General features: G+C 63.4%; 22 protein-coding genes and 1 pseudogene. 9 read left to right on the top strand and 14 right to left on the bottom strand.

Annotated features, from left to right (window positions below; all coding sequences use genetic code 11):
- Nucleotides 1–2: 2 nt before the first annotated feature.
- Nucleotides 3–992: an NADP-dependent oxidoreductase gene (locus ACQ4LY_RS08170; protein WP_431075516.1), complete on the bottom strand. Its 990-nt coding sequence runs from the start codon at nucleotides 990–992 to the stop codon at nucleotides 3–5.
- A 149-nt stretch (nucleotides 993–1141) separates the two neighbouring features.
- On the opposite strand from ACQ4LY_RS08170, the gene ACQ4LY_RS08175 reads away from it, so the two are divergent.
- Nucleotides 1142–1747: a TetR/AcrR family transcriptional regulator gene (locus ACQ4LY_RS08175; protein WP_431075517.1), complete on the top strand. Its 606-nt coding sequence runs from the start codon at nucleotides 1142–1144 to the stop codon at nucleotides 1745–1747.
- A gap of 102 nt (nucleotides 1748–1849) precedes the next feature.
- Here the strand turns inward: ACQ4LY_RS08175 and ACQ4LY_RS08180 are convergent, their stop codons facing one another.
- Complete coding sequence (locus tag ACQ4LY_RS08180) at nucleotides 1850–2386, bottom strand: CGNR zinc finger domain-containing protein (RefSeq protein WP_431075518.1); 537 nt, start codon at nucleotides 2384–2386, stop codon at nucleotides 1850–1852.
- 116 nt (nucleotides 2387–2502) lie between these two features.
- On the opposite strand from ACQ4LY_RS08180, the gene ACQ4LY_RS08185 reads away from it, so the two are divergent.
- On the top strand, nucleotides 2503–3660 hold the full coding sequence (locus ACQ4LY_RS08185; protein WP_431075519.1) for a Bcr/CflA family efflux MFS transporter: 1158 nt from the start codon (nucleotides 2503–2505) through the stop codon (nucleotides 3658–3660).
- A 12-nt stretch (nucleotides 3661–3672) separates the two neighbouring features.
- On the opposite strand, the gene ACQ4LY_RS08190 is transcribed toward ACQ4LY_RS08185, so the two are convergent.
- The 3 genes from ACQ4LY_RS08190 to ACQ4LY_RS08200 form a co-directional block, all read right to left on the bottom strand.
- Entirely contained in the window at nucleotides 3673–5022 is a 1350-nt protein-coding gene (locus tag ACQ4LY_RS08190; protein ID WP_431075520.1) for an MFS transporter, read from the bottom strand.
- Nucleotides 5019–5582 carry a TetR/AcrR family transcriptional regulator gene (locus ACQ4LY_RS08195; RefSeq protein ID WP_431075521.1) on the bottom strand — a complete coding sequence of 188 codons (564 nt, stop codon included), beginning with the start codon at nucleotides 5580–5582 and terminating at the stop codon, nucleotides 5019–5021. The genes ACQ4LY_RS08190 and ACQ4LY_RS08195 overlap by 4 nt, the downstream gene beginning before the upstream one ends.
- A gap of 99 nt (nucleotides 5583–5681) precedes the next feature.
- The gene (locus ACQ4LY_RS08200; RefSeq protein WP_431075522.1) at nucleotides 5682–6422 is read right to left on the bottom strand and encodes an SDR family oxidoreductase; all 741 of its coding nucleotides are present in this window, start codon (nucleotides 6420–6422) and stop codon (nucleotides 5682–5684) included.
- 115 nt (nucleotides 6423–6537) lie between these two features.
- Between ACQ4LY_RS08200 and ACQ4LY_RS08205 the strand changes: the two are divergent.
- Nucleotides 6538–7371: pseudogene (locus tag ACQ4LY_RS08205) on the top strand (helix-turn-helix transcriptional regulator).
- Between the two features lie 322 nt (nucleotides 7372–7693).
- Here the strand turns inward: ACQ4LY_RS08205 and ACQ4LY_RS08210 are convergent.
- From ACQ4LY_RS08210 to ACQ4LY_RS08220, 3 genes are read right to left on the bottom strand one after another with little or no spacing between them, the layout of a single operon-like run.
- The gene (locus ACQ4LY_RS08210; protein WP_431075523.1) at nucleotides 7694–7999 is read right to left on the bottom strand and encodes an EthD family reductase; all 306 of its coding nucleotides are present in this window, start codon (nucleotides 7997–7999) and stop codon (nucleotides 7694–7696) included.
- Nucleotides 8000–8035: 36 nt separating this feature from the next.
- A complete protein-coding gene (locus ACQ4LY_RS08215; RefSeq protein ID WP_431075524.1) occupies nucleotides 8036–9454 on the bottom strand; it encodes a dihydrolipoyl dehydrogenase family protein in 1419 nt (472 codons plus the stop codon).
- Nucleotides 9451–10014 (bottom strand): hypothetical protein, encoded by a 564-nt coding sequence (locus ACQ4LY_RS08220; RefSeq protein WP_431075525.1) that lies wholly within the window; start codon nucleotides 10012–10014, stop codon nucleotides 9451–9453. Before ACQ4LY_RS08220 ends, ACQ4LY_RS08215 begins: the two co-directional genes overlap by 4 nt.
- A gap of 115 nt (nucleotides 10015–10129) precedes the next feature.
- On the opposite strand from ACQ4LY_RS08220, the gene ACQ4LY_RS08225 reads away from it, so the two are divergent.
- A complete protein-coding gene (locus ACQ4LY_RS08225) occupies nucleotides 10130–10714 on the top strand; it encodes a TetR/AcrR family transcriptional regulator (protein WP_431075526.1) in 585 nt (194 codons plus the stop codon).
- Between the two features lie 560 nt (nucleotides 10715–11274).
- Here the strand turns inward: ACQ4LY_RS08225 and ACQ4LY_RS08230 are convergent.
- Both ACQ4LY_RS08230 and ACQ4LY_RS08235 read right to left on the bottom strand, forming a co-directional pair.
- Nucleotides 11275–11598 (bottom strand): YgjV family protein, encoded by a 324-nt coding sequence (locus tag ACQ4LY_RS08230; protein ID WP_431075527.1) that lies wholly within the window; start codon nucleotides 11596–11598, stop codon nucleotides 11275–11277.
- Between the two features lie 52 nt (nucleotides 11599–11650).
- Nucleotides 11651–12868 carry a M24 family metallopeptidase gene (locus ACQ4LY_RS08235; RefSeq protein ID WP_431075528.1) on the bottom strand — a complete coding sequence of 406 codons (1218 nt, stop codon included), beginning with the start codon at nucleotides 12866–12868 and terminating at the stop codon, nucleotides 11651–11653.
- Nucleotides 12869–13013: 145 nt separating this feature from the next.
- Between ACQ4LY_RS08235 and ACQ4LY_RS08240 the strand changes: the two genes are divergently transcribed.
- On the top strand, nucleotides 13014–14015 hold the full coding sequence (locus tag ACQ4LY_RS08240) for a LacI family DNA-binding transcriptional regulator (protein WP_431075529.1): 1002 nt from the start codon (nucleotides 13014–13016) through the stop codon (nucleotides 14013–14015).
- Between the two features lie 44 nt (nucleotides 14016–14059).
- Here the strand turns inward: ACQ4LY_RS08240 and ACQ4LY_RS08245 are convergent, their stop codons facing one another.
- The 3 genes from ACQ4LY_RS08245 to ACQ4LY_RS08255 form a co-directional block, all read right to left on the bottom strand.
- A complete protein-coding gene (locus tag ACQ4LY_RS08245) occupies nucleotides 14060–15073 on the bottom strand; it encodes a Gfo/Idh/MocA family protein (protein ID WP_431075530.1) in 1014 nt (337 codons plus the stop codon).
- On the bottom strand, nucleotides 15073–15612 hold the full coding sequence (locus tag ACQ4LY_RS08250; RefSeq protein ID WP_431075531.1) for a heme-binding protein: 540 nt from the start codon (nucleotides 15610–15612) through the stop codon (nucleotides 15073–15075). The genes ACQ4LY_RS08245 and ACQ4LY_RS08250 overlap by 1 nt, the downstream gene beginning before the upstream one ends.
- A 312-nt stretch (nucleotides 15613–15924) precedes the next feature.
- Complete coding sequence (locus tag ACQ4LY_RS08255; protein ID WP_431075532.1) at nucleotides 15925–17178, bottom strand: MFS transporter; 1254 nt, start codon at nucleotides 17176–17178, stop codon at nucleotides 15925–15927.
- Nucleotides 17179–17450: 272 nt separating this feature from the next.
- On the opposite strand from ACQ4LY_RS08255, the gene ACQ4LY_RS08260 reads away from it, so the two are divergent.
- Both ACQ4LY_RS08260 and add read left to right on the top strand, forming a co-directional pair.
- Nucleotides 17451–18467, top strand: coding sequence for a LacI family DNA-binding transcriptional regulator (locus tag ACQ4LY_RS08260; protein ID WP_431075533.1), 1017 nt, complete (start codon nucleotides 17451–17453; stop codon nucleotides 18465–18467).
- Between the two features lie 91 nt (nucleotides 18468–18558).
- Nucleotides 18559–19608: an adenosine deaminase gene (add, locus tag ACQ4LY_RS08265; protein WP_431075535.1), complete on the top strand. Its 1050-nt coding sequence runs from the start codon at nucleotides 18559–18561 to the stop codon at nucleotides 19606–19608.
- A gap of 471 nt (nucleotides 19609–20079) precedes the next feature.
- On the opposite strand, the gene ACQ4LY_RS08270 is transcribed toward add, so the two are convergent.
- A complete protein-coding gene (locus ACQ4LY_RS08270; RefSeq protein WP_431075536.1) occupies nucleotides 20080–21279 on the bottom strand; it encodes an ROK family transcriptional regulator in 1200 nt (399 codons plus the stop codon).
- Nucleotides 21280–21422: 143 nt separating this feature from the next.
- On the opposite strand from ACQ4LY_RS08270, the gene ACQ4LY_RS08275 reads away from it, so the two are divergent.
- Complete coding sequence (locus ACQ4LY_RS08275) at nucleotides 21423–22691, top strand: MFS transporter (protein ID WP_431075537.1); 1269 nt, start codon at nucleotides 21423–21425, stop codon at nucleotides 22689–22691.
- Between the two features lie 37 nt (nucleotides 22692–22728).
- Nucleotides 22729–24993 carry an alpha-N-acetylglucosaminidase TIM-barrel domain-containing protein gene (locus ACQ4LY_RS08280; RefSeq protein WP_431075538.1) on the top strand — a complete coding sequence of 755 codons (2265 nt, stop codon included), beginning with the start codon at nucleotides 22729–22731 and terminating at the stop codon, nucleotides 24991–24993.
- Nucleotides 24994–24998 lie beyond the last annotated feature (5 nt).

Genomic DNA, 24998 nt, shown 5'->3' on the forward strand with positions numbered 1-24998 from the left:
CATCACAGCGAGTCCTCGCCTGCCATCGTGACGACGACCTTGCCGAAGGTACCTCGCCGAGCGAAGTGCTTCATAGCCGAAACTGCCTCGCTGAGCGGATATCGAGCACCGACGGTAGTCGTCAGAGTCCCAGCTGCAGCGTGGCGGGCGACGTCGCTCATTCCTCCCGGAAGCGTGTCCACGTCGCGGACGTAGGTATAGCGCACGTCGGCCCGACCCAACTCCACCGCACTTGTACCGGGCCAGATGATGTCGACGATGTGTCCGCCGGGGCGCAGCTTGCGTGCAACCCGGCGGAGGGGTTCGGCAGGCAGAGCGAGATTGATGATGACGTCGAGGTCGTTCGGATACTCGGATGCATCGGGCCGAATGATCTCGTGGGCACCGAGAGCGCGCAGGGCTTCGCCCGCACCGTCTTGACGGGACGTTGCAAACACCTTCGCGCCAGCTCGCGACAGGAGGGGAAGAGCGGCCGTGCCCACTCCACCCGTCGCCCCGATGACGAGAACGGTCGCCCCGGGCTGCGCCGCTGCCGTGACAGCCACCGAATAGGCTGTGGCGCCCGCGATCGGAAGACTCGCGGCCTGTAGTACCGATACGTTTGATGGTCGACGTGTGATGAGCGGCGTGTCCGCCTCGAACACAGCGAACTCCGCCAAGGCGCCGGTGCCGAGCGACGGACGGTCTGGAGATGCCATAGCCGAGAGCGCATGCGGCATCGCCGAGCCAAACACGGAGTCGCCGACCTGGTAGTCCCGGACCCCGCTGCCGACATCCGTCACGGTTCCCGCGAATTCGTTTCCCGGAACGTACGGGAATGGCACGTTCAGGAGCGACGCGTAAACACCCGTCACCACGGCGAGATCAGTTGGGTTGATGCTTGCAGCAGCTATCTGCACTTGAATCTGACCAGGGCCTGCTTCCGGGGTCGGGATGTCGAGGATTGAGAGACTGCCAGGAGCTCCGTACGCCTTGGCCGCCAGCGCCTTCACTTGGCCCCACCTGCATTGCGCACGACGAGGGCCGCCGCTTTTCGCACTAGTACTGACACGGCGTTCATGTAGGCTCCGATCTTAGTGGGGAGTATCCCCGTTAACGATTATATGGGGACTTCCCCCACTTAGGTCGAAAGATGAGATCAGTGATCGAGCGAACACGGGATTCCACCGACGGCAACCGGCGGCTGCGGGCTGATGCTCAGCGCAATCGCGAAGCGATCCTGAGCGTCGCGGAAGAAGTGTTCGTCGAGGAGGGTGTGCTGGTACCGCTGGACACCATCGCGATGCGAGCCGGGGTGGGCAATGCGACCCTCTATCGACACTTCCCCACGAGAGACGACCTTCTCTTCGCTGCGATGGAGGCTGGTATCGGCGAAGCGAAGAGATACGGCGAGACACTAGCCTGCGCGGACAACCCGGTCGAAGCGCTAGCGGAGTGGATGATCTATCTGGCTTGGCAGTTGCGCACTTGGCACGACCTTCCTTATTGCGTTGCGAACGCGCACATGGATCGAAATTCCCCTGTGGCGCCGTCGACCGTTGCCCTCGTCGACCAGACGCGAGTGCTACTCGAGCGCGCGCAGCCCGTAGAGGAGCCGTGGTTCGATGTCACGGCGCAAGAGATCTTCGAGCTGGTGACTGCCCTCTCCTGGGCCATAGACCGCTTCAACGACGACGCCCGCGCGGCTCGTCGGCGCGTGCTTCTCGCCACGGCCAGCCTCGCGTCGGTCGCTCCGAGTCGACGATGAGTCGCACCTCGCCCGATGCCATCACCGCCGCAGTGAACCTGAGGGGGCGCAGCGCGCCAAACTGCGGCAGATGAACGTCTGCTTCGCTAGCAACTCGCCTTGTTAGACGTGAGCGCGTTCCGAACGACGACGCATCTTAAGCACGTTTCCGCATCCGTTCATCGAGCACCATCGCCGAGAGCGGTTGCGCGACTCGTCGAGGTAGGCCCACTGGCATGTTTCGCGGTCGCAGGCTTTCAGCCTCATCCAGGATCCGTCCGCCTCACAGGCCTGCACCGCTGCCGCAACACCAGCCACGACGTGGTCGATCGCGCGCGATGCGTCCACGTGCAAGCTGATTCCGCTTGCCTCGATGCGGATTCGAGGCGCGTGCAATGCGATGAGCTCATTCATCCGGCGGATCGCAGGACCTTCACCATCGTGCCCGGCGTGTTGGCGGAGTGTCTGCCGCAACCCCTCGCGGATCTGTCGCACGTGTTCTAGTTCCACATCGGTGAGGCGCTGCTCTGATGTGACAAGACCATGGCCGACGAGCCAGCCGTGCAGCGCATCGGGCTCTCCCCACCGCTCCTCGGCGGTCTGTGGCTCGAAGCTGTTCACAAAGTCGCGCAAGACGAGCGCGGAGGTTGCTGCGGCCATGGGTTCCTCCCGACACCAGTGTTTGCTGTTGACCAGTGTAAGGCATCACGCATAGCCTGACACCTGTGAATGCAAGACGATGGTGTCGCGAAGGCAACGCAGCTATGCCTGTGCCGATGTCAGCGCGCCTTATCCTTCTCCTCGGGTTTGTCAGCGCACTCGGCCCGCTTTCGATCGATCTGTATGTGCCAGCGTTCCCGGACCTGCAGCGCGACTTAGGTCTCGACGACGTCGCTGTGCAGGTCACGCTGGCGTCGATGACAGGCGGTCTGGCCTTGGGGCAAGCTATCGTCGGTACCTGGAGTGACCGGGTTGGTCGACGACGCCCTCTGATCATTGCATCGGCGATGCACTGCGGCGGATCGATCCTCTGTGTATGTGCGCCGGATCTGGAGGCGCTGCTGGCGGGACGGGTGCTGCAGGGTGTTGGCGCGTCCGGCGGTGCGGTACTTGTCGTAGCCGTGATCAGGGACATCGCGACACGCGAGCAATTCCTGACGCTCCTAGTCCGCGTTAATCTTGTTATCACCGGCGCGCCACTTCTGGCGCCCGTGGGCGGCGCGTTGCTCCTGCCGCTCGTGGGGTGGCGTGGGTTGTTCGCTGTGCTCGCCGCGCTTGGTGGCTTGCTCCACATCCTGATCTTCCGCTTCGTGCCGGAGACTGTGACGCAAGCCGCCGCGAGGCCGCACCGTCGACTCCGAGTCGTGCTCGGCGATGCTCAGTTCCGCTGGGCGGTGCTCGCGGGAGCTGCGACCTACGCCGGCGTGTACGCGTACGTTGCTGCGTCCCCATTGCTTCTGCGAAACGTCCTCGGCCTGCCGCCTACAAGCTTTGCTCTCGTGTTTCTCTTCGGGTCGATCGGGTTGCTCGGTGGTGTGCAGCTCGGTGGCGCCCTGGCGAAACGGCTCTCGCCTGGGATTGTGTTGCTCGGCGGTTCCGTGGCCGCATGCATAAGTGCTTTGCTGCTCCTTGCTATCCCGAGTGCTGGACCGGGAGGCGTCGCGGTCACCCTCTGGATGTTCGTCTCTAGCTGTGGGGTCTGCTTTCCGTGTGCCTCGACTCTCGCTCTATCGGACCATTCGAAGCAAGCAGGGACGGCGTCGTCTGCGTACGGGTTCATCACCTTTGCGAGTGCCGCGCTTGTGTCGCCGTTGCCGGGGCTGATAGGGGTGCACGACGCAAGCTCAGTCGCCGTAGTGCTCGGCGCAACTTCGTCGCTTTGCGTGGTCGTGGCCGGCATCGGGCTCCGCCGGGGGGCGAGATGTCGTTGCTAGGTAGCGGGCGAGCTAGTTTCGCACCCGCGTGGCCGCGATAGCAGCGGTGCAGCACAGGATCAGTAAGACGGCGGCGATGAATCCGAACCGGGTGTCTTCGATGGTGGCGAGGGCACCAAGTACCGCGATTCCAACCGCCTGTCCCACTTGACGAGAGGTGTTGTATATGCCGGACGCGAGGCCGGCTGACTCCCCGCCGAGGGATGTGCTCGCCGTCTTGTTCAGCGCCGTTGAATAAATCGCAGTCCCCGCGCCGATCACGAACTCTGCGGTCACAAGGATCCACCAACGCTCGGGCGTCGTCGCAGCGAGCAGAAGGAGTGTCCCGCACGCGGCAGCGGCCGAACCAGCAACGATCATCAGGCGACCACCGCGAGGGAGGAGGTAGGGGTTGATCAACGCGCTGGCCAGAATAGTTCCAATCGCGAACGAGATGAGCAAGAGGCCGCCGGTCAAGGCTGAAACTCCCCACGCGGCTTGAATATATAGGGCAAGGAAGAACTGAAGACCGTAAGCGCCAAACTGGAATGCGAAACCCCCGATGGCCGAACCCGTGAATTCTTTGTTGCGAAATACGCCAAGTGGCATCATCGGAGCTCTCGAACGCCGCTCTATCAGAACGAAGGAGGTGAGCATCGCGGCTCCAATGACTAGGAGGGTCGTGATTAGCGCCACGTCGGTGCTTCGTCCGGCTTCGATAAGCCCGGCGACGACTGCTAGAAGGCCCGCCGTGCCAGTCAGCTGTCCCGCCAGGTCGAACCGAGCGCGATACGACCGAATGCGGCCGGGGCCGCCGGCTCCGACGAAGATTGCCGCCGTGATCGCTATCGGAGCAGTGAGCCAGAACACCGCACGCCACCCGGTGGTGTCAGCGAGGAGACCACCGAGAAGAGGGCCGACTGCCATCCCGGCCCCGCCGAACAGGGTCATCAAATTGACGACTCTCGAGCGTTGCTTCGGATCTTCGAAGCCCTTTCCAGCCAGCGCGAGAACCATGGGAAGAAGCAGCGCAGCGAACACACCCTGCGCCACGCGGAATCCGATCAGCAACCCGAATGTTTCGCTCAATGCGCATGCGATCGACGACGCCGCGAATCCGATCGCGCCGATGCGGAACAGCCTCTCGGCGCCTAGGCGGTCGCCGAGGCTTCCGCCGAGCAGAAGCAATGAGGCTAAGGGAAGTGTGTAGGCATCCACGACCCACGAGATTCCGTCTGCCGAAGTGCGCAGGTCCCGGACGATTGCCGGGAGCGCGAGATTCAACGCACTTCCGTCGAGAGTGATGACGATCCATCCGAGGTAGATCGCCCACGCCCGCATCGACCACGCCGTTCGGCTGGGGGCAATGGTGGTTGAACTCACGCTCGTGCCGCCTCGAGCAGTGCCAGCACACCCTCGACCGCATCATCGAATACCGACGGGTCTTGCGCGGCGCGAGCGAGCACATACGCTCCCTGCAAGGTTGCGGCCACAGTCGCCGCTGTCTTCGCGGAATCAAGACTCGAACTAAACTCTCCGGCTTCGATTCCGGCGGAGAGGACGTCGGCGAGTCGCCCGCGCACCCACGCGAACATGTCCTGAACCCCGCCGCGGAGCAAGGAGGAGTCCACGACTCCAGGCTCCTGCACGAGGCGGCCAAATTGACATCCTTTGAGAACGTCGCGCTCTCGTGTCAAGTACGCCCGCATCTTTGCCAGCGCGCTCTCGCCAGAGTCTAGATCGCTCGCGATCTGGGTTTGCATCTCCTCTGTGTTTCGCTCGATTGCGGCCTGCGCCATCGCCTCCTTCCCTCGAAAGTGGTGATACATGCTTCCTTTACCGGCCCCGGCGGCTTCCAAGATCTCACGAGGCGTTGTCGCCCCATATCCGCGTTCCCACATCAGACTGCGCGCGGCTCCGATTAGCTTCTCCCGAGTGTCCACGATCAAACTGTACCTACCTGTAGGTACAGAATCAAGTTTGTGGATGACGCTATGCCTCCCACTGATCGGTGGCTGCCGTGGAAAGAGCCAGACACCTTCTCAGCGACCGGGCAAGCTGCTGAGTGAGAGCGAGCGCGCGGCCAAGAGATCGGCGTAAGTGCCGTCGCGTTCGGCCCACCTCAGTCGCTCGGCGGCGCGGACGATGATCTGCTCGGGCGTGGGGTTCATCGTGATCAAGCTGATCACGTCGTCGAGGTAATCGTCGAGCGGTAGAGCTGCGGGGTTCAGCTTCTCTTGTCCGGACGTGGCGACGGCGGGCGGAACAAGCTCGGTGACACTTACTCCGGTGCCCGCGAGCTGGGGGTGAAGGGCCTCCGTGAAAGCGTGCACTCCGGCCTTGGACGCCCCGTACGAAGGCATCAGCGGGAAGGGAAGGTACGCAATTCCTGACGTCACGGTGACGATGTCCGCGGCACCACGACTGGCGAGATGCGGCGTGAACGCACTGATCGTTCGGATTGTCCCCAAGAGGTTGACCGCGATTGTTTCCTCTGTCGCCGTGATGTGTGTCGGATCACGGAGGTCCTCCAGAAGCATGACTCCCGCCATCGTGACTAACAGGTCGAGTGTGGGGTGGGCCCGAACGATGCGATCACGCGCGTTGTGAATGGCTTCGATATCGGTGACATCGATGATCTCCGTTTCGAAGGGGGTTTCTGTAGACGGGTGGCGTCCCGTGACTATGACTGTGCTGCCCGCGTTCGCAAGGCGTCGAGCGAGGCCCAGTCCGATTCCGGACGTCCCGCCAACGATGAGAGCGGTGCGATTGTGGATGTCCATTGCTGCGTCCTTTCGATGCTCAATGGATCGATGATCGCCCGCCGCGCGGGGCAGAGGTATATGCCTGCGGATCCAGGGGAGTGACAGGACCTCCCTGCAGTCGGTCCGGACGAGTATGTTCGACAAGGTGAAGGACGCGCGCCAATCGAATGAGCTCGGCGAGTATCTTCGCGCGCGTCGCGGATTGGTTCTTCCCGAGGATGTGGGCCTGTCGGCGCATGGGCGCCGCCGAGTGCCTGGGCTGAGACGCGAAGAGGTGGCGCTTCTGGCCGGCATCAGCGCGGACTACTACCTGAGGCTAGAGCGCGGCCGCGACGTGAACCCGTCCGAGCAAGTGCTCAATGCGTTGGGGCGAGTACTGCAACTGGACGAGATCGAACTGACTCATCTTCTTGGACTAACGACTCCACGATTGCGGCAAAAGCGTTTTCACCACGTTGATCGTGTGCCGGATCGGATACAGCATCTCCTGAGTGCTGTTCACATCCCAGCATTCGTGGAGAACAGATACTTTGATGTCCTCGCGTCAAACTCGCTTGCAACAGCGCTCTCGCCGCGACTTGGTTCGGGCGAGAACCGCTTGTGGTCGCTTTTTCTCGACCCGGAGGAGCGGGAGTTTCACACGGATTGGGAAGGCTCGGTCGCCTCGTTCGCGGCGGCTGCTCGTCACTCGCTTGGACGCGCGGTGAACGAACCTCGGGCCGTCGAGCGCATCGGCCAACTTTCGCTGGCCAGTGCGCGATTCAGATAATTATGGGCTCGGCATGATGTCAGGGTGCTCGAGGGCGGAACTGTGGTGCTGCGGCATCCGCTGGTCGGTAGATTGAAGCTGCATCGAGAGAAGATGCCGATCGGGGATGTGATCCTTGTGATGTACTACCCAGGGGAGGACGCGGAGTCCGTTGAGAGACTCGCCACACTCGGTGCACTTGCGGCCACTCCCGGCTGACCCTGATCGAGCCTGGGTTGAAATCTCGCGTCATCCCCTGGTGCACCCGCGCGATGACGAAGGGTCAATGCTAGGAGCGCCCTCTGAGGGATCAGTCTGACGGCAGTTGGGCAGATTTTCGATCTGCCCTGTCGCGCTCGACCGACCTGCCGGACGGCGCCCAGCTCGGTTGAACCCTTCTCCCGGAGAAGTGTTCCCGCGCGGAGCTCATCGCCTCCGTGCCGAACGAAAGAGCCCCTCCTTCTCGCTTATCCCAGGTGCGAAAAGGAGGGGCATGGTACCCGGGCGGTGTCGTCCCCAGATCGACGTCGCCCGGATGTGGTCAGGCCTGCTCGATGTCAGAGAACAGGCCGACGAACGGCACGCCGGTGCCGATCAGTCGCTGGAAAAACTCTCCCGCAACAGGCGTGGCGACAGCGGCCGAGGCCGCGTCATAGGTCTCGAAGTACAGGTCGAGCGTCCGGTGCGCGGGGGTCGGGGTCCCGTCCTCCTTCGGCCAGACCTTCGCCGATTCGAGGCGCTGCAGGGCCGGGAGCTGTGCGGCGAGGTCCGTGATCTCCGCGTAGGCGTCCTCGAAGCGGGGCGGGTCGGCGGGGTTCTCGATGACGAGGGTGATCTTCGTGGGCATGGTGACAGGGTCCTTTCGTGGATGGTGAATCAGTCGCTATGCGGCCGGTCGGCCGTACGTCTCGAGGAGGCGGAGCCATACCTCGCTGATGGTGGGGTAGGCGGGCACTGCGTGCCAGAGCCGCTCGATGGGGACTTCGCCCACGATGGCGATGGTCGCGGCGTGTACGAGTTCGGCGACGTCCTGCCCGACGAATGTGGCGCCGACGATCACTCGCCGGTCCTCATCGACGATGAGCTTTGCGTGTCCGGTGTAGCCGTCGGCATGCAGCTTCGCGCCCCCCACCCAGCCGAGGTTGTACTCGACCGCGCGGTAGCGGAGTCGCTTCTGCTTCGCGCCCTCCTCGGTGAGGCCGACCGCGGCCACCTCGGGGTCGGTGAAGACGACGCGCGGCACTGCCGAGTGATCCGCTGTGGCGACGTGCTGTCCCCACAGCTCGTCGGAGACGGGTGATCCGTCGAGTCGTGCCGCGATGGCCTCTCCGGCCGCTCGCGCCTGATACTTGCCCTGATGGGTGAGCAGTGCGCGTCCGTTGACGTCGCCGACCGCGTACAGCCAGTCGGTCCCGGTGACGAGCATGGTGTCGTCGACGGCGATGCCGCGTCCGACCTCCAGACCCAGATCCTCGAGGCCCAGGTCGTCGGTGGCGGGGCGGCGCCCGGTCGACACGAGGAACTCGTCGGCGCTGACCGTAGTGCCGTCGTCGAGGGTGATGGTGACGATGCCGTCTGCGTCGCGGTCGATCCTGGTGGGGTTGGCCGCGGTGTCGACCGTCACGCCCTCCGCGATCAGGGCGGCGGCGACGTGCTCGCCGACGAACGGCTCTTCGCGCTCGAGCAGACGAGTGCGAGAGAGCAGCGTGACCTGCGAGCCGAGAGACGAGAACGCGAAGGCGAGCTCCGTGCCGGCGACGCCGCCCCCGATGATCGCAAGCCGAGGCGGGACGCGGTCGGCGGAGGTGGCTTCCCTCGTGCCCCACGGCGCCGCGTCAGCGAGACCGGGGATCGGCGGAAGCACCGGAACGGAACCGGTTGCGACCGCGACGGCCTTCGCGGAGTAGGCACGATCGCCGACGGTCACCTCTCCGGCGCCGGTGATGCGGCCACGGCCACGGATGAGATCGATGTCGGCGGATTCGAGCCAGGAGACCTGACCGTCGTCCTTCCAGTCATCGGTGAACGTCGTGCGTCGTGCGAGCACGGCCGCGGCATCCAGGTGATCGGCGACCGCCTCCCGCGCTCCGGCGAGGCGCCGGGCGGCGCGGATCGCATGCCCGCTGCGGAGGAGCGCCTTCGAGGGCATGCACGCCCAGTACGAGCATTCGCCGCCGACAAGTTCGGATTCGACGATGGCGACGCGAACGCCGCGCTTCGTGGCATAGTCGGCCACGTTCTCACCGACAGGCCCTCCGCCAATGACGATCAGGTCGTAGTCGTATGCTGCGGGGGCGGTCATGCGGCCACCTGCTTCTTGAGCACGACGGACAGGCGGATGGCGGAGATCAGGAAGAACACCGCGCCGAGCAGGGCGTAGCCCGCGACTCCGGTGATCATCCCGCTGCCCTGCAAACCTTGGGCGGCGAATGCGGCGCCGGCGAACAGCGAGATCCCGCCGGAGAGCATCTGCGGCACCTGGCCGCCGGAGCGGCGATTGCGGATGGCGGTGATGAGCTGGGGGAGTCCGGCGCCGATCGCCCAGACGCCCCACACGGTCAGTGCGGTCGCGGCGGACACCGTCGACGCCCAGCCGAGGGTGATCGCGACCAGCACGCTAACGACGACGTTGATCCACTCCGACACCTTCGCCCGGCGGTTCTCGCCTTCAGCGCGGATCTGCCAGAAGACCGACCCAGCGTCGAAGAGGGGATACAGGATAAGCAGGATCGTGAGGAACGGTCCCAAGGCGCCGCCGGCCAGGAACAACAGTGCGGCCCAGACAACGGTGAAACCGAAGCGGACAAAGTAGAGGCGGCGCAGCGCGCTGCCCAAGGTGGTCGAAGGACGGAGGTCGGACATTTCAGCTCTTTTCTTGTCGGAAGTCGATTGGTAGAGTTACTAGTACGTCTACGTAGGAAACCATAGACTGCTTTCAGCGCTGGCGCAACCAGCCCGATCCAGACCGGAGTCAAAAGTGCACGAAGAAACCGACCTCCCCGAGGCGAGGAATCGCGGCGCGGGCACACGACAGCGGATCCTCGGCGCCGCGAATGAGCTCTTTTACGAGCAGGGCATTCGCGCGACGAGCGCTGACCGCATCATCGAGCAGGTCGGCATCACGAAGGTGACTTTTTACCGGCACTTCCGTGCGAAGAGCGACCTCGTCGTCGCCTATCTCGAGCAGCAGTCGGCCGCTGAGCGAGCCTGGCTGGAGAGCACAGTCCACGACGGCGATCCACTTGCTACGGCCCGCACCGTCGCAGCAGGCATTGGGGCGGCGAGCTGCAGCCCCGGGTTTCGCGGCTGCGCCTTCATCAACGCAGCGGCGGAGTATCCCGATCGCGACGACCCGGTGCGCATCGCCGTCGATGTTCACCGCGGCTGGGTTCTCGACTTCTTCGCTCGTATCGCCGAACAATCGGGCACGGGTGACGTCGGCTCGGTGGCGAACCAGCTCATGATCCTCAGGGACGGTGCGATGGTGAACGGCTACCTCGGCGAGTCGCCCGCGGTGGCCGGGTCGCTCGAAGCCGCCTACGCCTCGATCCTGGGTGGCTAACCTTCATTCAGCATTGCGTGCAGGGAGGTGTTCGCGGTGGTCAAAAGATGTACACAGCCTGATTCCTCCTCCACGGACTGGCGATTTCGGTCGCCGCAGTGGCCGCTCCGGCAGCGCCGCGTGATCCACGACTGCACCGTCCTGAGGGATCGCGTCAATGCGCTGCTAGTTCTCCGCGAAACGGCATCGAGCCCCCGGTCGGTAACCTCCCCGGCTCCAGCGAACCCTGCCCGTCGTCCATGCGAAGGTGATCGGCGGTGGCTTCGAGCCGCGCGGGTGCGTCCGTCGCAGTAGCCGCTTCGCCGTGCCGCATCCTCACTCTCGCCCGGCAGCCTTGTAGGAGACGCAGTCGCGGTGGGGGAGCGGTGGTGATCGAGTGGACGATCTAGGGACTGCCAACAAAGGTGCGTGTTCCCGCGCCCACTCCTCAGCGCGCTTGAAGCGCAGTATCTTCCCCGCGTCGCGCGCTCGGACTCCACGTCGAGCGTCGTACTAGAGCGTGGCTCGGAGTTCAGTGCTCGCCCTCAAGAGGCCGAGCACTGAACTCCGAGCGAGTCTGTTCATCGGCGGATAGTTCCACCGCTTTCGGCTGTCCCAGATCTCCGCCCGGCGGGAGAATCGTGGGACTTCTGTACTGATCCCTGCACGTTCGGGACCGTCGCGCTGCGCAGTCGCACAAGATTCACGACGTTGATAGCGACCAGAGCCGCGTTCATCGCAATCATCGGCCACGAAGGCAACCAGAAGTTGTATACGAGCAACACCACGCACGCGGCGAGATTCAGAACGCGCAACCACACGATCCTCGTCTGAAGTATCGAGATGACCAGGAGAAGGGATCCGGCCCAACCGAGAATCTCGAACACCAGATCGATGTTCAACATCCGCGTCGACTCTCCGCGGCTTGATCAGCAGCCTCCAGCAGGAACCGACACATCAGTTGACGTCTAGCGCCGACGCGACCGTCTGCAGTGGCTCGGCTTCGCCGTCGGTCACGCGGAAGCCATCTTCGATACGCAGCCCACCGAACGGCGCATGGAACATCGGAATGTCGATCGAGAAGATCATCTCGGACTCCACCGTGGTGTCGCCGAAGCTGGCCAGGATCGGCGCCTCGAACTCCATCGTGCCGATGCTATGAATACCGGAGTACAGGAAGTAATCGCCGTATCCGGCGTTGTTCAACACGCTTCTCGCAGTTCGATCCGCCTCTACCGCTGTAGTGCCCGGTCTCAGGACAGCGGCGGTTGCACGCTGCGCCTCGATCGCGATGTCCCGTGCCTCTCGGACGCGAGAGTCGACGTCGCCCACGAGCACCGTGCGACCGATCGCTCCGTGATAGCCCTCGTATCGCGGCGCCACGGTGAGGATGACGCTGTCCCCTGACCGAATGAGGCGATTGCTCGTGCGATGGAGGATCGGGTAAGTGTGCTCACGGCCCGCGGCTACGATCGTGTCGATGCCGGTGCCTTCAGCTCCCCAGCGCCGCAGCACGTAGTCGATTTCCGCACCCACCTCGCGTTCAGTGACATCGCCTGACGCGATGGCAGCCATGGCGGCCAGCACACCCTGCTCTGCGATTTCGTATGCGTAGCGGATGACTGCTTGTTCCGCGGGCGTCTTGCGGGCACGGAGCTCCGAGTACTGCTTGTCGACGACGGTGATGTCAGCGAGCTGACGCAGGCTGGCATTGATGAGAGGCGAGATCATCTCCGCTCCGACCAGGCCCAGCTGTGGCCGCGAGCCCGGTCGGATCGAAAGAACACGCTTCAGTACTGAATCGAGCGACACAACCGTCGCGTAGGCGTACTCCTCGTCCGGGTGAACGAACTCGTCGGTGACTGCGATCTCGCCATGGAAGCGCGATGACGCCTCGATGTAAGACCCTGATTCGGGCCCGGTGATCGCGACCGGATCTCTGCCCGGTGCGACGAGGATCGCGATGGGCTCGAAGTGGGGGAAGTAGTCGACCAGCCACCGGACGTGGCCGGCGCCCATCGTGGCTCGGTCATCCCCGTACACGATGATCCCGTCGAGCTCGAGGGACTCAGCGAGGGTCTGCACGCGGGTGAGCCGCTGAGCGAGCTCTTCGGAGGGGATGGTCGGTCGTTGGGAGACGGGCGCGGGCGCCTTCTGGATACTCAGGTCTGTCATGCCTCGATACTGACAGCAAGCTCGCACAAAAACAACACAAGTTGTTCTACTGTTACGCAACAACACTGAAATTGCGTAAGCGGTGACGCCTTGTAAGCTCTGAGGAGCGCTTCGCCGGTGCGCTCTACTTCCGAGAAGGTGACAGGTGACGATTCAACAGGTAGCCAAGGCCGCGTCGGTGTCTCCATCGACCGTCTCCCGGTACCTGAACGGGTCGCTCACCTTGACCGGCGAGACCAGATCACGGATTGATCAGGCGGTCGCAGCTCTCGGATACGTGCATCGCCCTCGAGTCAGACGCGCGGAAGCGAGACCAGCGGTGACCGTCGGGCTTATCGTCCCTGAACTCACCAACCCGTACTTCGCCGTCCTCGCCGAAGAGATCATCGCTGCGGCGACCCAGAAGTCGATATCCGTTGCGGTATTCTCTGCCGCTTACCTCTCTCGGAATGAGCGCAGTCATGTGGAGCTTGCCCAAAGTCTCGGGCTGCACGGGTTGCTTTACGTAGGCATGACAACACGGAATGAGTCCCTCGACGAGGGAGTTCGCTCTGGTCTTCCTGTCGTAGTGGTCGATGAACCGCAGGAGCTCTCCGAGGACTCGTCAACGGTCTTTCAGGACGACTACTCCGGAGCGTTCCAAGCGGTGTCCTATTTGGTTGGTCTCGGCCATCGCGAGATCGGATTCGTTTCGGGGTCGAGTGCGACGCGGACCGCTCAGGAACGCTATCGCGCGTACATCGACGTGTTGCGTGCGCATGACATAGATCCGGACAGCCAGTTCTACGGAGTCGGATCGTTTACGGAAGAGTACGGTGCGACCGCATTGACCCAAATGCTCGCCTCGCAGTCCCGTCCGACCGCGGTGTTCGCTGCTAGTGACATCATCGCCGTTGGTATAGCTGTTGCAGCGAAGGCGATGCGAGTCCGGATCCCGGCTGATCTGTCGATCGTTGGCTATGACGACATCCCTGCAGCGAGATACTTGAGTCCTCCTCTGACGACCGTTCGCTCACCCCTGCCAGAAACTGCGCGCGCAGCCGTCGAGTTGATCTCGGCAGCGATTCGCAATCCGGGCTCGCAGTCCCAGCATGTTGTCGTTCCGGTGGGAATGGTGATTCGGGAGTCGGCCCAAGCGCGCTCATAGGCGACGTCCGACGCGCCGCGGCGCGCAGGCACTGCTGTAAGTAATCACATCGACCAGCTGTCGCGGTGCACGGTCCTTTGCGAGCGAGCTGATTCGATGCATGCGAAGAGCAGGGATGTCTCTTCCGCGGCTCGAGTGATTGAGGTAGGAAATTGTGCCCGGAGCGATGGGGTGTGAACAGCGTCGGCGAGATCAGCGAAAAGAGCAGCTTGCGCTTGATGGTCATCGCGAGGCCACTGGGTGATCCCCGAGCTGACCTCATCCTCTGCCCACATCTCCCAACCTCTTGTCAACGACGCCCACAAGCGGCCTCTGGAGCCGATGATCTCGACTTGCTGTTGGAAGTAAATCAAGTCTTCCTCGGCAGAAAGGGGCGCGGCGCCTCCTGCGAGAACCTGCAGCCGGGCGGGGCCAAGATCCATGACGGCAGTCAGATCTGACGGGACGCGAATCTCGCCGTAGTGGCTATCTCCGGAGCCACCTGCGAGCACCCACGTCGGCATCGGCAGGCCGGCCGCCCTCGCGGCAGTGAGCGCCAGGCTCAGGAGGTGAGGACCCTGTTCCAGGATGTCAACGCCGGTGCTAGCCCGGATGTTGCGTATTTCACCGATCCGCCCGTCTCGCAGTGTTTGCCAAAAGCGCTCCCAATGGGTCATCCATCGGTATTGCGTATTGACAGCGACGAACACATCAGAGGTCATAGCCTCGATCTCCCGCAGCTCCGCGGGCGTGAGAGCGATTGGCTTCTCAAGCAGGATCACCCGAGCGCCAGCTGCGATGGTCTCCCTGAGAAGCGCCAGACGCGCCGTCGGATGCGTGACCACACTCACCACGTCCGGTACCGTCGCTTGAATCATCTCGGTGATTGTGGCAAACCCACGGTCTAGACCGGCCTCGCGGGATCGGGCATCAGCAACCGCCTGCGTTCGATTCCAAAAGCCGACGGGAACTGCCCGCCCACTTCGTCGCATCGACTCAACCTGGGCGCCGGCTCGTCCGCCGGAACCCACCATCGCTACCCGAATCGACGGCCCAGCGTGCTCAATCTGATCGCTCATCACGCGGGGCTCGCCGACTTCGTCCGCGCGATCACGTTTCGAATTGCACCCACGGCGATTGCGTGATCCTCCTCTTGAGACAATCCCGTGATAACCACCCAGCCGCGTATCTCTCCAGATGCGCTGGATCGCACCGGCACTGCGCCGCCGAACGGCGCATGGTCCGGGAACGCAAGGCCGGTCTCTTCCTCGAAAGTTGTCAGCCGCGCGATCCGCAAATTCCGCTCGTAGAGGCTGGAGTGTCCACCGCGGGCGGCAGTCCTGTACTTCGCATCCAACACGACAGTGCCTATCGGTGGCGAGCCGGGCAACATCACCCGGAAGGTCTCGCGATCCTCCACACGGATTGAGATACTCAGCGGAAGTCCCAAGGCAATTGCTCGATCAGCAACCTCGCACCCCATCTCGTAGCTGATCCTCTCATCGAACCTCTGGATCACCAGAGTGTTCTCCTCTCGCAGCAGTTCCTGCGGCGACATAAATCCCGGAGGCACAGCGTCGTCGTGCAAATGCATTGCCAATCCCTTCGGCTCAACCATTGGTACTTGGGGAGTCTTGCGTTGGAGGTCGTGAGCGAAGGGCAGCCCCGGGACTCTCAGCCCCGCGGCTGCCCAATCCGCTACTTTGACGAGAGATGGACGCGCCACGGTCCGCGGAGGGTCAGCCATGCCGCGAAATGCGCCGCGGCGGCTCCAGCCAAAGGGGGAGGCCCTGGGAGCCTGGGCTCGCTCCCAACCACCAGATGCGGCGTGGTGCCTGAGGTGTATATCGGAGACTCAGCTTCCTCGTGGAAGTACATGACCCCTATCTTCCGCCGCATCGTTTCGCCGTGGGGTCTAGCCATCGGAGACCTACGACTGCGTCTCAACGGAGGGGGGCACCGTGGCCGCCTCGGAGTCAGCGGTGGCGTCTTCCCGTGCTTCCGCGGCGAACTGTGTTCGCTGTACGCGCCGGAAGGTGATCCAAGCTGCGAGGAGACCAACAGCAACGATGATCGTTAGGCCGAGGTAGAGACCCTGGAAGCTCACTGCGGCGATCGCCGGGGTGAAGAACGCCAGGCCAGCGGCGGCCACTCGACCGACGGCGAAGATCACTCCCTGAGCTGTCGAGCGAAGAAGGGTCGGGAAAGACTCTTGCGCCCAAATCTTCAGAATCCCTTCGAAGGCGAAGGCGCCGCCGATGGCCGTCAGCACATTCATGATGATGATCGTGGTGACGTTGAATCCGAACGCCGCGGGGATGCCATAGCCCAGCAGCAACGAGATCCCCCCGATAACGAAGAACGTCATTCGGTAACGGGTGTCTACGATTCGCATGAAGACGAGTCCAAGGATGATATACACCGGGAGGGTGCAGAAGCCGATGATCGAGTTCAGCTGCACTGAGATGTTCGCGACGTTCACGGCAAGGTACGTGCCGAACTGCCCATTTGTGTTCGACGCGACGTTGGTCAGCGCGTAGAACACGAGCAGCGCAAGGAAGAAAACCCCGTACGGGCGCTTCAGCAGATCTCGAATGCCCGCCTTCTCCGCGCGGTTTGTGTGCTTGCCCGCTAGGCGCTCTGCGCGCGCCTGCTCCCACATCGGCGACTCAGGAATGCTGATTCGGAGGAGGAGAAGCACGAAAGCGACTACCCCAACCTGGCCGAAGAGAATCTGACCGCCCGCGTGACCCCAGCCGCCGATGAAGATCGAAAGCGTGACGGGAACTAGCACTCCAACTGTCCAGAGGACAGCCGAAAGGCCGATCTGCGCTCCGCGGTGCTTGTCGCTGGCTGCCTCCGCGATCGTGGCCAGGGAGACAGGCAGGTCGGCTCCGGTCCCTAGTCCCGCGAGAATGATCCCCAGAAGCAGGAGGGGGAACTCTACGCTCAGAACCAGTAGCGAAGCACCCAGCATGATCATGGCCATAGTGGTCATGAAGACGCTCCGACGGCCGAAGCGGTCACCAAGCCTTCCCCCGACCAGTGCCCCGAGCGCGATGCTCAGTGTCAGCGCTCCGGACAGAATTCCAATCTGGTCGGGAGTGATGCCGATCGACTGCTGGTAGAGCACGAGAGCGATACCCGTGCCAACGATTACTGCTGCGTCAACGTACGAAGCCATGCCACTGACTGTCGCAACCCACCAGGGGTTGGGACTGTGTCGGGCCATCCCAGTACGGCTCATAGTGCTACTCCTTTGTAAACGACTGTCAGGGGCGGTGTCGCGCTCAGGGTGGCGACTGCCTTGAGGCGAGATTACGGCAAGTTGTATCGATTCACAAGATAGATCGATACAACTCCCTTCGCGCAACCGCGACAGGCCAGGTTCCCCGAAGTGATGAGACTGTTGCGCCGGTCGTATGCTCGCCTCGATCTCGCAAATAGGCTGTACTCGTGAACAGCGCAATGAAGGCCCCCCGCGTGAAGGACGTCGCGCAACTCGCTGGCGTCTCGGTCTCGACTGTGTCCAACGTTCTCAACATCCCTGGACGAGTTGCGGCTTCAACGCGAGAGCGGGTCGAGTCCGCAATGACGGAGCTCGGTTTTGTACGGAACGAGTCCGCGCGGCATCTACGTGCGGGGAAAAGCCGAACCGTCGCTTTCGTGGCGTCGGATGTGGCGAACCCCTTCTTCACTGAGATCGCTGCTGGCGTGCAGGAGGTCGTCGAGCGCGAAGACCTTTCGTTGTTCCTATGTAACAGCCACCAGGAGGTGCAACGCCAGGCGGCGTATCTGGGTCGGCTGGAACAGCAGCGGGTACTCGGAGTGGTCATCACTCCCGTCGCTGACGCAGATAGGCTCATTGATCTGCTGCCGCAGCGTGGCACGCCGGTCGTCCTCCTCGACGACGCGACCCCTACCGACCTGCACTGCTCTGTAACCGTTGACGATCACTATGGCGGGAGACTAGCGGGGGAGCATCTCGCTGAGCGGGGGCACTCGCGAATCGCCTTCGTCGGCCCAGAAGGCGTGCGCCAGGTAAGGGCGCGCCGCGCCGGATTCTTTGGAGCGGGATCGAGTACTGGTGATAACAGTTGGGCCCCTTTCGATGTCGTCTCGGCGGGTCTTACAGTGCAAGACGGCCGACAGATCGCCGAGCAGATTGCGGCCATGCCCGCGTCGTCTCGTCCTACGGCAGCGTTCTGCGCCAACGATCTGTTGGCGATCGGGCTCATCCAGGGCTGTATTGAGGCCGGCTTGTCCATACCGAAGGATCTCGCCGTGGTGGGTTACGACGACATTGAGTACGCCCGCTCCGCAGCGGTGCCGCTTACATCTATTGCGGGTCCCACGCGGGAGCTAGGACGTGCTGCGGCACGACTTCTGATGGACGAATCTGAGAACCCGACGCATGAGCACCAGCACACGAGGTTTACGCCGCGCCTCGTGATCAGAAGATCTTCAAATTAACGGCCGCCTGACTGGCGGATCGTGACCCCGAGGTTGACACGACGCCGGACTCGATTACGATGTGAATCGATACAAGTCTGCAAGGAGGCTCATGAGTACGTCATTTGATGCAACACCAGTCGCCACAGGGCTGAGCAAGGAGTATCTGCTCGCTCTGCCTAAGGCGGAGATTCACTGTCACCTCGGAGGGTGTGTGCCCACTGAGATGGCAGCTCGGCTGGCAAAGAGCCACGGCGTCGCGATCCCGGAATCCGCGGTCCGGGACGGGGGGCGTTACCGCTTCGCGAACTTCGACGAGGGCTTGCAGGTCCTTCACGCCATCACCGATTCGATGCAGACCGCCCGTGACTTCGAGGAGATCACGTACGAGAGCCTGAAGGTCGCAGCGAGCGGAGGTGTGCGCTACCGCGAACACTACTTCGACCCGCAGGACCATCCGCACCTCAGCTACTCGGAGATGCTCAAAGGAATCACAGCGGGCGCGCAGGCGGCTGAAGAGGAAGTGGGTGTTGTCTCACGTATCGTTCCGGCGATCAATCGGGAGCGAGGCGGGGAGGCTGCACTGGAACTCGTCCGGGAGATCGTCAGCCACCCGCACGAGTGGGTTGTCGGAATCGGACTGGACTCCGACGAGAAGGCAGGGCGTCCCTCGGAGTTCATCGCGGCATACGATCTTGCGCGCGAAGCCGGCCTGAAGCTCTCCGCACATGCTGGCGAGCACGGGAACCCAGATGAGGTGCTGGAGGCGCTGGACCTCCTCAAGGTTGATCGACTCGACCATGGTTACGCGGCGCTCGAAGATGAAGAGCTGCGGAACCGCATCGCCAAGTCCCAGCTTCCGGTTTCCGCTTGCTGGTTCGTCGATTACCCGGCATGGGAGGTCCCCGGTCGTATCCGGGACTACATCGCGATGCAGGAGGCGGGCTGGAATATCTCTGTCAACTCGGACGATCCTGCGCTGATCGGACCCGAACTCCATGACTGCTTCATCGATGCAGCACTTCACATGAAGTGGACTGTCGAGGACGCCGAACGCTACTCACTCGCCGGCGTCAAGGGAAGCTTCGCTGACGATGCAACGAAGGCGCGCCTCGAGGCGGAGTTCAAAGCGGAGTTCGAACGGATCCGTTCGCTGGCCTAAACGGTCGACTCCGACACAACTGACGATCGGAGACGCTTGCCCGGCACCCTGCGAGGGGGCCGGGCAAGCGCGATTACATCCGACCCCGAGATGGCGTCGCACGCTTTGGGCAGGCATGCAGTCGAGGTCACGACGGGCGAGGCAGGCGTCCGAAACTCCACACGCGCTAGACGTCGCACTGATGGAATCGCGTACAGCAAGCGAATTCGCTCGATCGGATGCACTTACGTCCACATCACACTGGTAGATCAGAACAACGATGTTGTCGCAACAATCGAACGTCCAGCGGCTGCGACCTTTGAGTAACATATGAGGGCAAGCCGACACCAACGGTTCATGGTCCAGCGCTAGCGCGGCAACTACTGCCCTCGGTGAAGGAAGAAGCATCACGTCGATCGGCGAGACGTTCGATGCCATCCGAGCCACGGCCTGGTCGCGTCGAGCGCCTTCCCGACTCCGTCTTTCGGTCGCTCAGGGGTGCGTGATCGCAGTTCTGCTCGCGGTGAGATCGGCATCGATCGCATCCGGGCTCAGGATCGCATCGAGAAGCAGGCGGATGCCGCCGCGGCCCTCTGCGGTGCTACCATCCTCGATCTCACGGATGGACAGCACCGACGACACGACGGGAAGACAGTGCTGGAACAGGACCGCTCGCACGGACGCGACGAAGTCGGGGATCGATGACATCGCGCCGCCCAGTATCACGGCGTGCGGGTTGACGAAGTTGACCGCCTGAGCGAGGACTTCACCTACCAGGGATCCTGCTGTACGCACGAGCTCAATGATTACCGCATCGCCATGCCCGGCGAGTGTGACGATCTCGTCGACAGTCGTCACATCGGCGCCCAGCGCACGCAGGCGAGCCACGACCGCTGCCCCGCTCGCGACGGACTCCAAGCATCCCGAGTTGCCGCAGGAGCAGGCGATGACCGATGCCGCGCCTGTGGGCGTGTGGCTGAACTCGCCTCCGGCACCCGATGCGCCTCGATGGAGCACGCCACCCGAGACGAAACCCGATCCGATTCTGCTGCCCGCCTTGACGGCGATCAGGTGCGGGTTCGGGACGGGGACGGTGTCGAGGGCGGCGACCGCCAGAAGATTCGCATCGTTCTCGACCAGTGCGTATCCTCCGACGCGAGAACGCAGCTCGCCGAGGATGTCGAGTCGATCCCATCCGGGCGCCTGGATGGATGCGGTGGCTGTGCCAGTGGTGGCGTCGATGGGAGTGGGCAGCCCGAGCGTGACTCCGAGCAACGCCGCGGTGCTGCCGCTCTCACTGATGATCTCTGCGAGTTGCGCGCATCCGAAATCCAGCGCTGAGGCGGGGCCGTCGACCGCAGAATACGGAATAGATCGGGTCGCGATGCTCGCACCCGTCGCATCCGCGATGTCGACCGACATATGATTCGCGCCCAGAGAGATCGAGGATGCGATACCTCGATCTCGATTGACGGCAAGTCGTCGCGCCGGTCGTCCGGCCATGCTGCCGTCGGTCCGTTCCGACACCCATCCGGCATCGATGAGTTCTTCGACGCGGAGCGAGGCGGTCGACGGCGCGAGCCCGGTGGCACGTGCCACTTCGCGACGCGTGGTGGCCGCGCCGCCCCGGATCAGGGCGAAGATCGCGCCGGGAGATGCGGGTGATTCCGCTCTGGACGCTTTCGAACCCACAGGGCTCTCCTCTCGCTTGCGTACGATAAGCATAGTATCTTGTTTGACAATCGAACTAGCTAGTGCGAAACTCGAAACGTCCGACGAGCGCGCCGGGCATTCATCCTGCTGCCTCTTGCGAGAACTGAAGAAGGATCGTCCAGATGTCCGAGAACCCCTCGTCCGCGGTTGCCGACTCAGCGACGGGGCCGAAGCCCCGTCGCACGGTCCCGCTTCTCATCGCACTCATCGTGATGAACATCGGCGGCTACGCCGCCATCGCGGGCATCCTTTCGGTGCTCCTCCCCAGCCAAGTTCAGATCGCGGCCGGCGCCGATGCCGTATCCACCCTCGGGCTCATCACGGGTATCAGCGCTATTGCTTCGGTGAGCGTCCCCCCGATCGTCGGACTGCTCTCCGACCGCACCCGGTCGCGGTGGGGCCGCCGCACCCCGTGGATTTTCTTCGGAGGGCTCGCCGGAGCTGCCGCGATGCTCCTTCTGGGGACGGCGCAGACGGTGCCGCTGCTGCTCATCGGATGGTTCCTCGTCCAGGGCACGTTGAACATCGGCCTCAACGTGATCCTCGCCGTCATCGCTGACGGCGTCCCCCTCAATCGCCGCGGGCTTGCGAGTGCCCTGCAGGGGCTGGGTCTCCCCGTGGGCAGCATCATCGGTGTGCAGATCGGAGCGAATCTGATCAGTGACGTGGTCGTGGCGTACGTCATCCTCATCGCCGTCTTCGTCGTCGCGTCCACCGTGGCTGCCGTCCTTGTGCGTGAACCAGCCTCCGACGCTGCGGTGGTCGAGGCCAAGCGACGCGACCCTCTCTTGCGGTCCTTCTCATCGATCTTCTCCAGCCTGCGCGATCGGGACTATCGCTGGGTGCTCATCGCGCGTGCTGTGCTCTATCTCGGATACAACATGGTGAGCGTGTACGGCCTGTACATCTTGCAGGACTACATCGCCATGCCTGCTGACATCACTCCGGCTGCGGGGGTGGCGACCATGACGACCATCAACCTCGGCACGCTCGTGGTCACCTCTCTCGTCATCGGTCCGCTCGTCGACAGGTTCGGACGGCACAAGAGATGGGTGCTGTTCACGGGGGTGCTTCTCGCCTTCGCCGTCTTCATTCCGCTTTTCGTTCCGACATGGACCGGAATGCTCGTGCACTCCGCGGTCCTCGGGCTGGCCTTCGGTGCGTATCTCGGTGTCGACCTGGCGCTCGCCGCCATCACGATGCCGAGGACGGGAGACAGCGGTCGAGACATGGGCGTCTTCCACATCGCCTTGAACCTGCCGCAGGTCATCGCACCGTTCGTCGCCTCAGTGGCGGTGACCAGTCTGGGCGGGTACCGGGCGCTCTTCGCTCTCAGCGGCGCCTTCGCCCTCATCGGTGCTCTCGCTGTCCTGCGAGTTCGCCGGCCTTGACCACTGACGCGATCATCGAAACGTTGAAGGAAACAGAATGACACGTGCAGATCTCACCCAGCGCGAGAATGCGGTTCGCGAAGCAATCGCCCGGCTCGGAGGCCCCACCGGAGCCGATCTCGAGGTCACTATGGAGCTCGATCCGGCCGACGAGAGCTGGACGATCTCCACCTCCGACGCGGGCGCGCTGCGGATATCCGCGAGCAGCGTGGTTGCTGGTGTGTCGGCCTACACTCGCTACACGAGGCTCACTGGAGCCGGAGCGGTATCGCGCTACGGCACTCGCGCCGCGTCGCCTATGAGGTCACTGCAGCAGCAGACCACGGCAGTGACGCGTTACCCGCACCGAGTGGCATACAACCTCACCGTCGCTGGATACACCGACCCCTACGCCGATTGGGCGTCCTGGGAGCGCGAGCTCGATCTGCTCGCAGCGAGCGGGGTCAATCGAGCGCATCTCACTCTCGGACAGGAAGCGGTGTGGATGGAGACCTTCACCCGCTTCGGATATACCGAAGACGAGGTCCTCGCATGGATCGTGCCCCCATCGCACCAGGCGTGGCAGTGGCTCAACAATGTGCAGTACATGTCCGGGGGAGTGTCGCGCAGACTCGTGGAACATCGGGTCGACCTCGGTCGTCGTGTCCTGGCGAGGATGCGAGAACTCGGAATCTCTCCTATCCTCCCCGGTTTCAGCGGCAGTGTTCCGCGCGACTTCGACGTGCGCAACGCCGGTGCCGAGATCGTGCCCCAGGGACTGTGGTTCATGGATGTGGCGGGCCCCCAGCGCCCGGATTGGCTTCGCAGTGACGGGGCCGAATACGCCGCAGTCGCCGACCGGTTCTATGCGGCTCAGGCCGAGCTGTTCGACGGCGCCTCGATGTGGGCTGTGGATCTCTTGCATGAAGGTGGACGGGTCGGAGGAGCGAGCATCGCCGACGCCACCCGCGGCGTCGAGGCCGCCATGCGGAGGGCCAACCCCGAATACGTCTGGTTCGCGCAGGCGTGGGCGGCGAATCCTCGCGAGGAATTTCTCAGAGCCGCCGACTCCTCGCATCTGGTCGTGCTCGATCTGACCGGCGAAGGATGGAATCGCGAGAGTGGCTTCTCCGGCGTGCCTTATGTGCATGGAATCCTTCCCAATTTCGGCGGGCGACACGGGCTCTACGGCGACCTCGCTGCGATCGCTGCCATCCCGGACTCTCTTGCACAGCGCGGCGAGGACCAGCCGATCGGTTTGACGAACATGGCCGAAGGCGTGTCCAACAACCCCGTGGTCTGGGATCTGTTCTCCGATATGACCTGGACGTCTACGTCGATCGATCTCGACACGTGGCTCGACGACTGGGTGGTCTCCCGCTACGGCTCGAGTCATGACGGAGCGCGTCGTGCGTGGTCGTTGCTCCGTGACACCGCGTACTCGACCTGGCGTGCATCCAGCTCGGGCCCGCCCTCTTCTGAATCGTTCCTGGCGCGCACGGGGCAGCCCGTGGACGCCGCGGTACCCATGGTGATGTCGTCCTCGACTCCTCTTCCGATGAGCGACGATTCCGCCAAGGAGTTCGAGATGTTCGAGTACTACGCGGGAACCGATTCGATCATCGCCGCCGTGCCCAGCCTTCGAGCTACCCAGGCGAGCACGGTGGGACCGGGGGCGCTGCCGTACGAAGACCTCGCGTTGTTGCCCGCGTTGCGCCTGCTCGTGGACGCGGGTGAGGAACTCCCGGCGACGCCCGCTTACGCCTACGACCTCGTTGACATCGGACGTCAGGTGATCGACGATCTCGCGCGCGTCGTGCTCCGGGCCGTCGAAACGGCGCACGGCGACGACGACCTGGAGAGATACGACGCCTCCGTCGGGGAGTTCCTCGAACTCATCGAGCTCCAGGAGCGTCTGCTCGCCACTCAGGAGGATTTCCTTCTCGGTCGTTGGCTCCGACAGGTCGCTCAGTCGGCGGGGGACGATGAGGAGGAGCGGCGCCTCGCGAATGACGTGCGGCGCCTCATCACCACGTGGGGCTACGCGGACTCGGCCATGCTCATGGAGTACGCCAACCGCAACTGGGCCGGAGTGGTCGGTGACTACTACGGCGCTCGGTGGCGCTTGTGGTTCGGTGAGGTGCGTCGCGCGATGCGCGGGGAGAAGACGACGCCGATCGATTGGTACGGGTTCGGGGCGGCATGGGCGGAGACCCACACGCCCGTGATCTCGGAGCCGCAGGGTGACTCGCTCTTGGTGGCGGCAGACGTCGTCGCTGCGGCGGAGAGGATCTGGGAGTCAGCCACCTCCGTAGAGCGCTGATCGGC

Source organism: Microbacterium phyllosphaerae, assembly GCF_050628115.1.
GTDB classification, from domain to species: domain Bacteria; phylum Actinomycetota; class Actinomycetes; order Actinomycetales; family Microbacteriaceae; genus Microbacterium; species Microbacterium phyllosphaerae_A.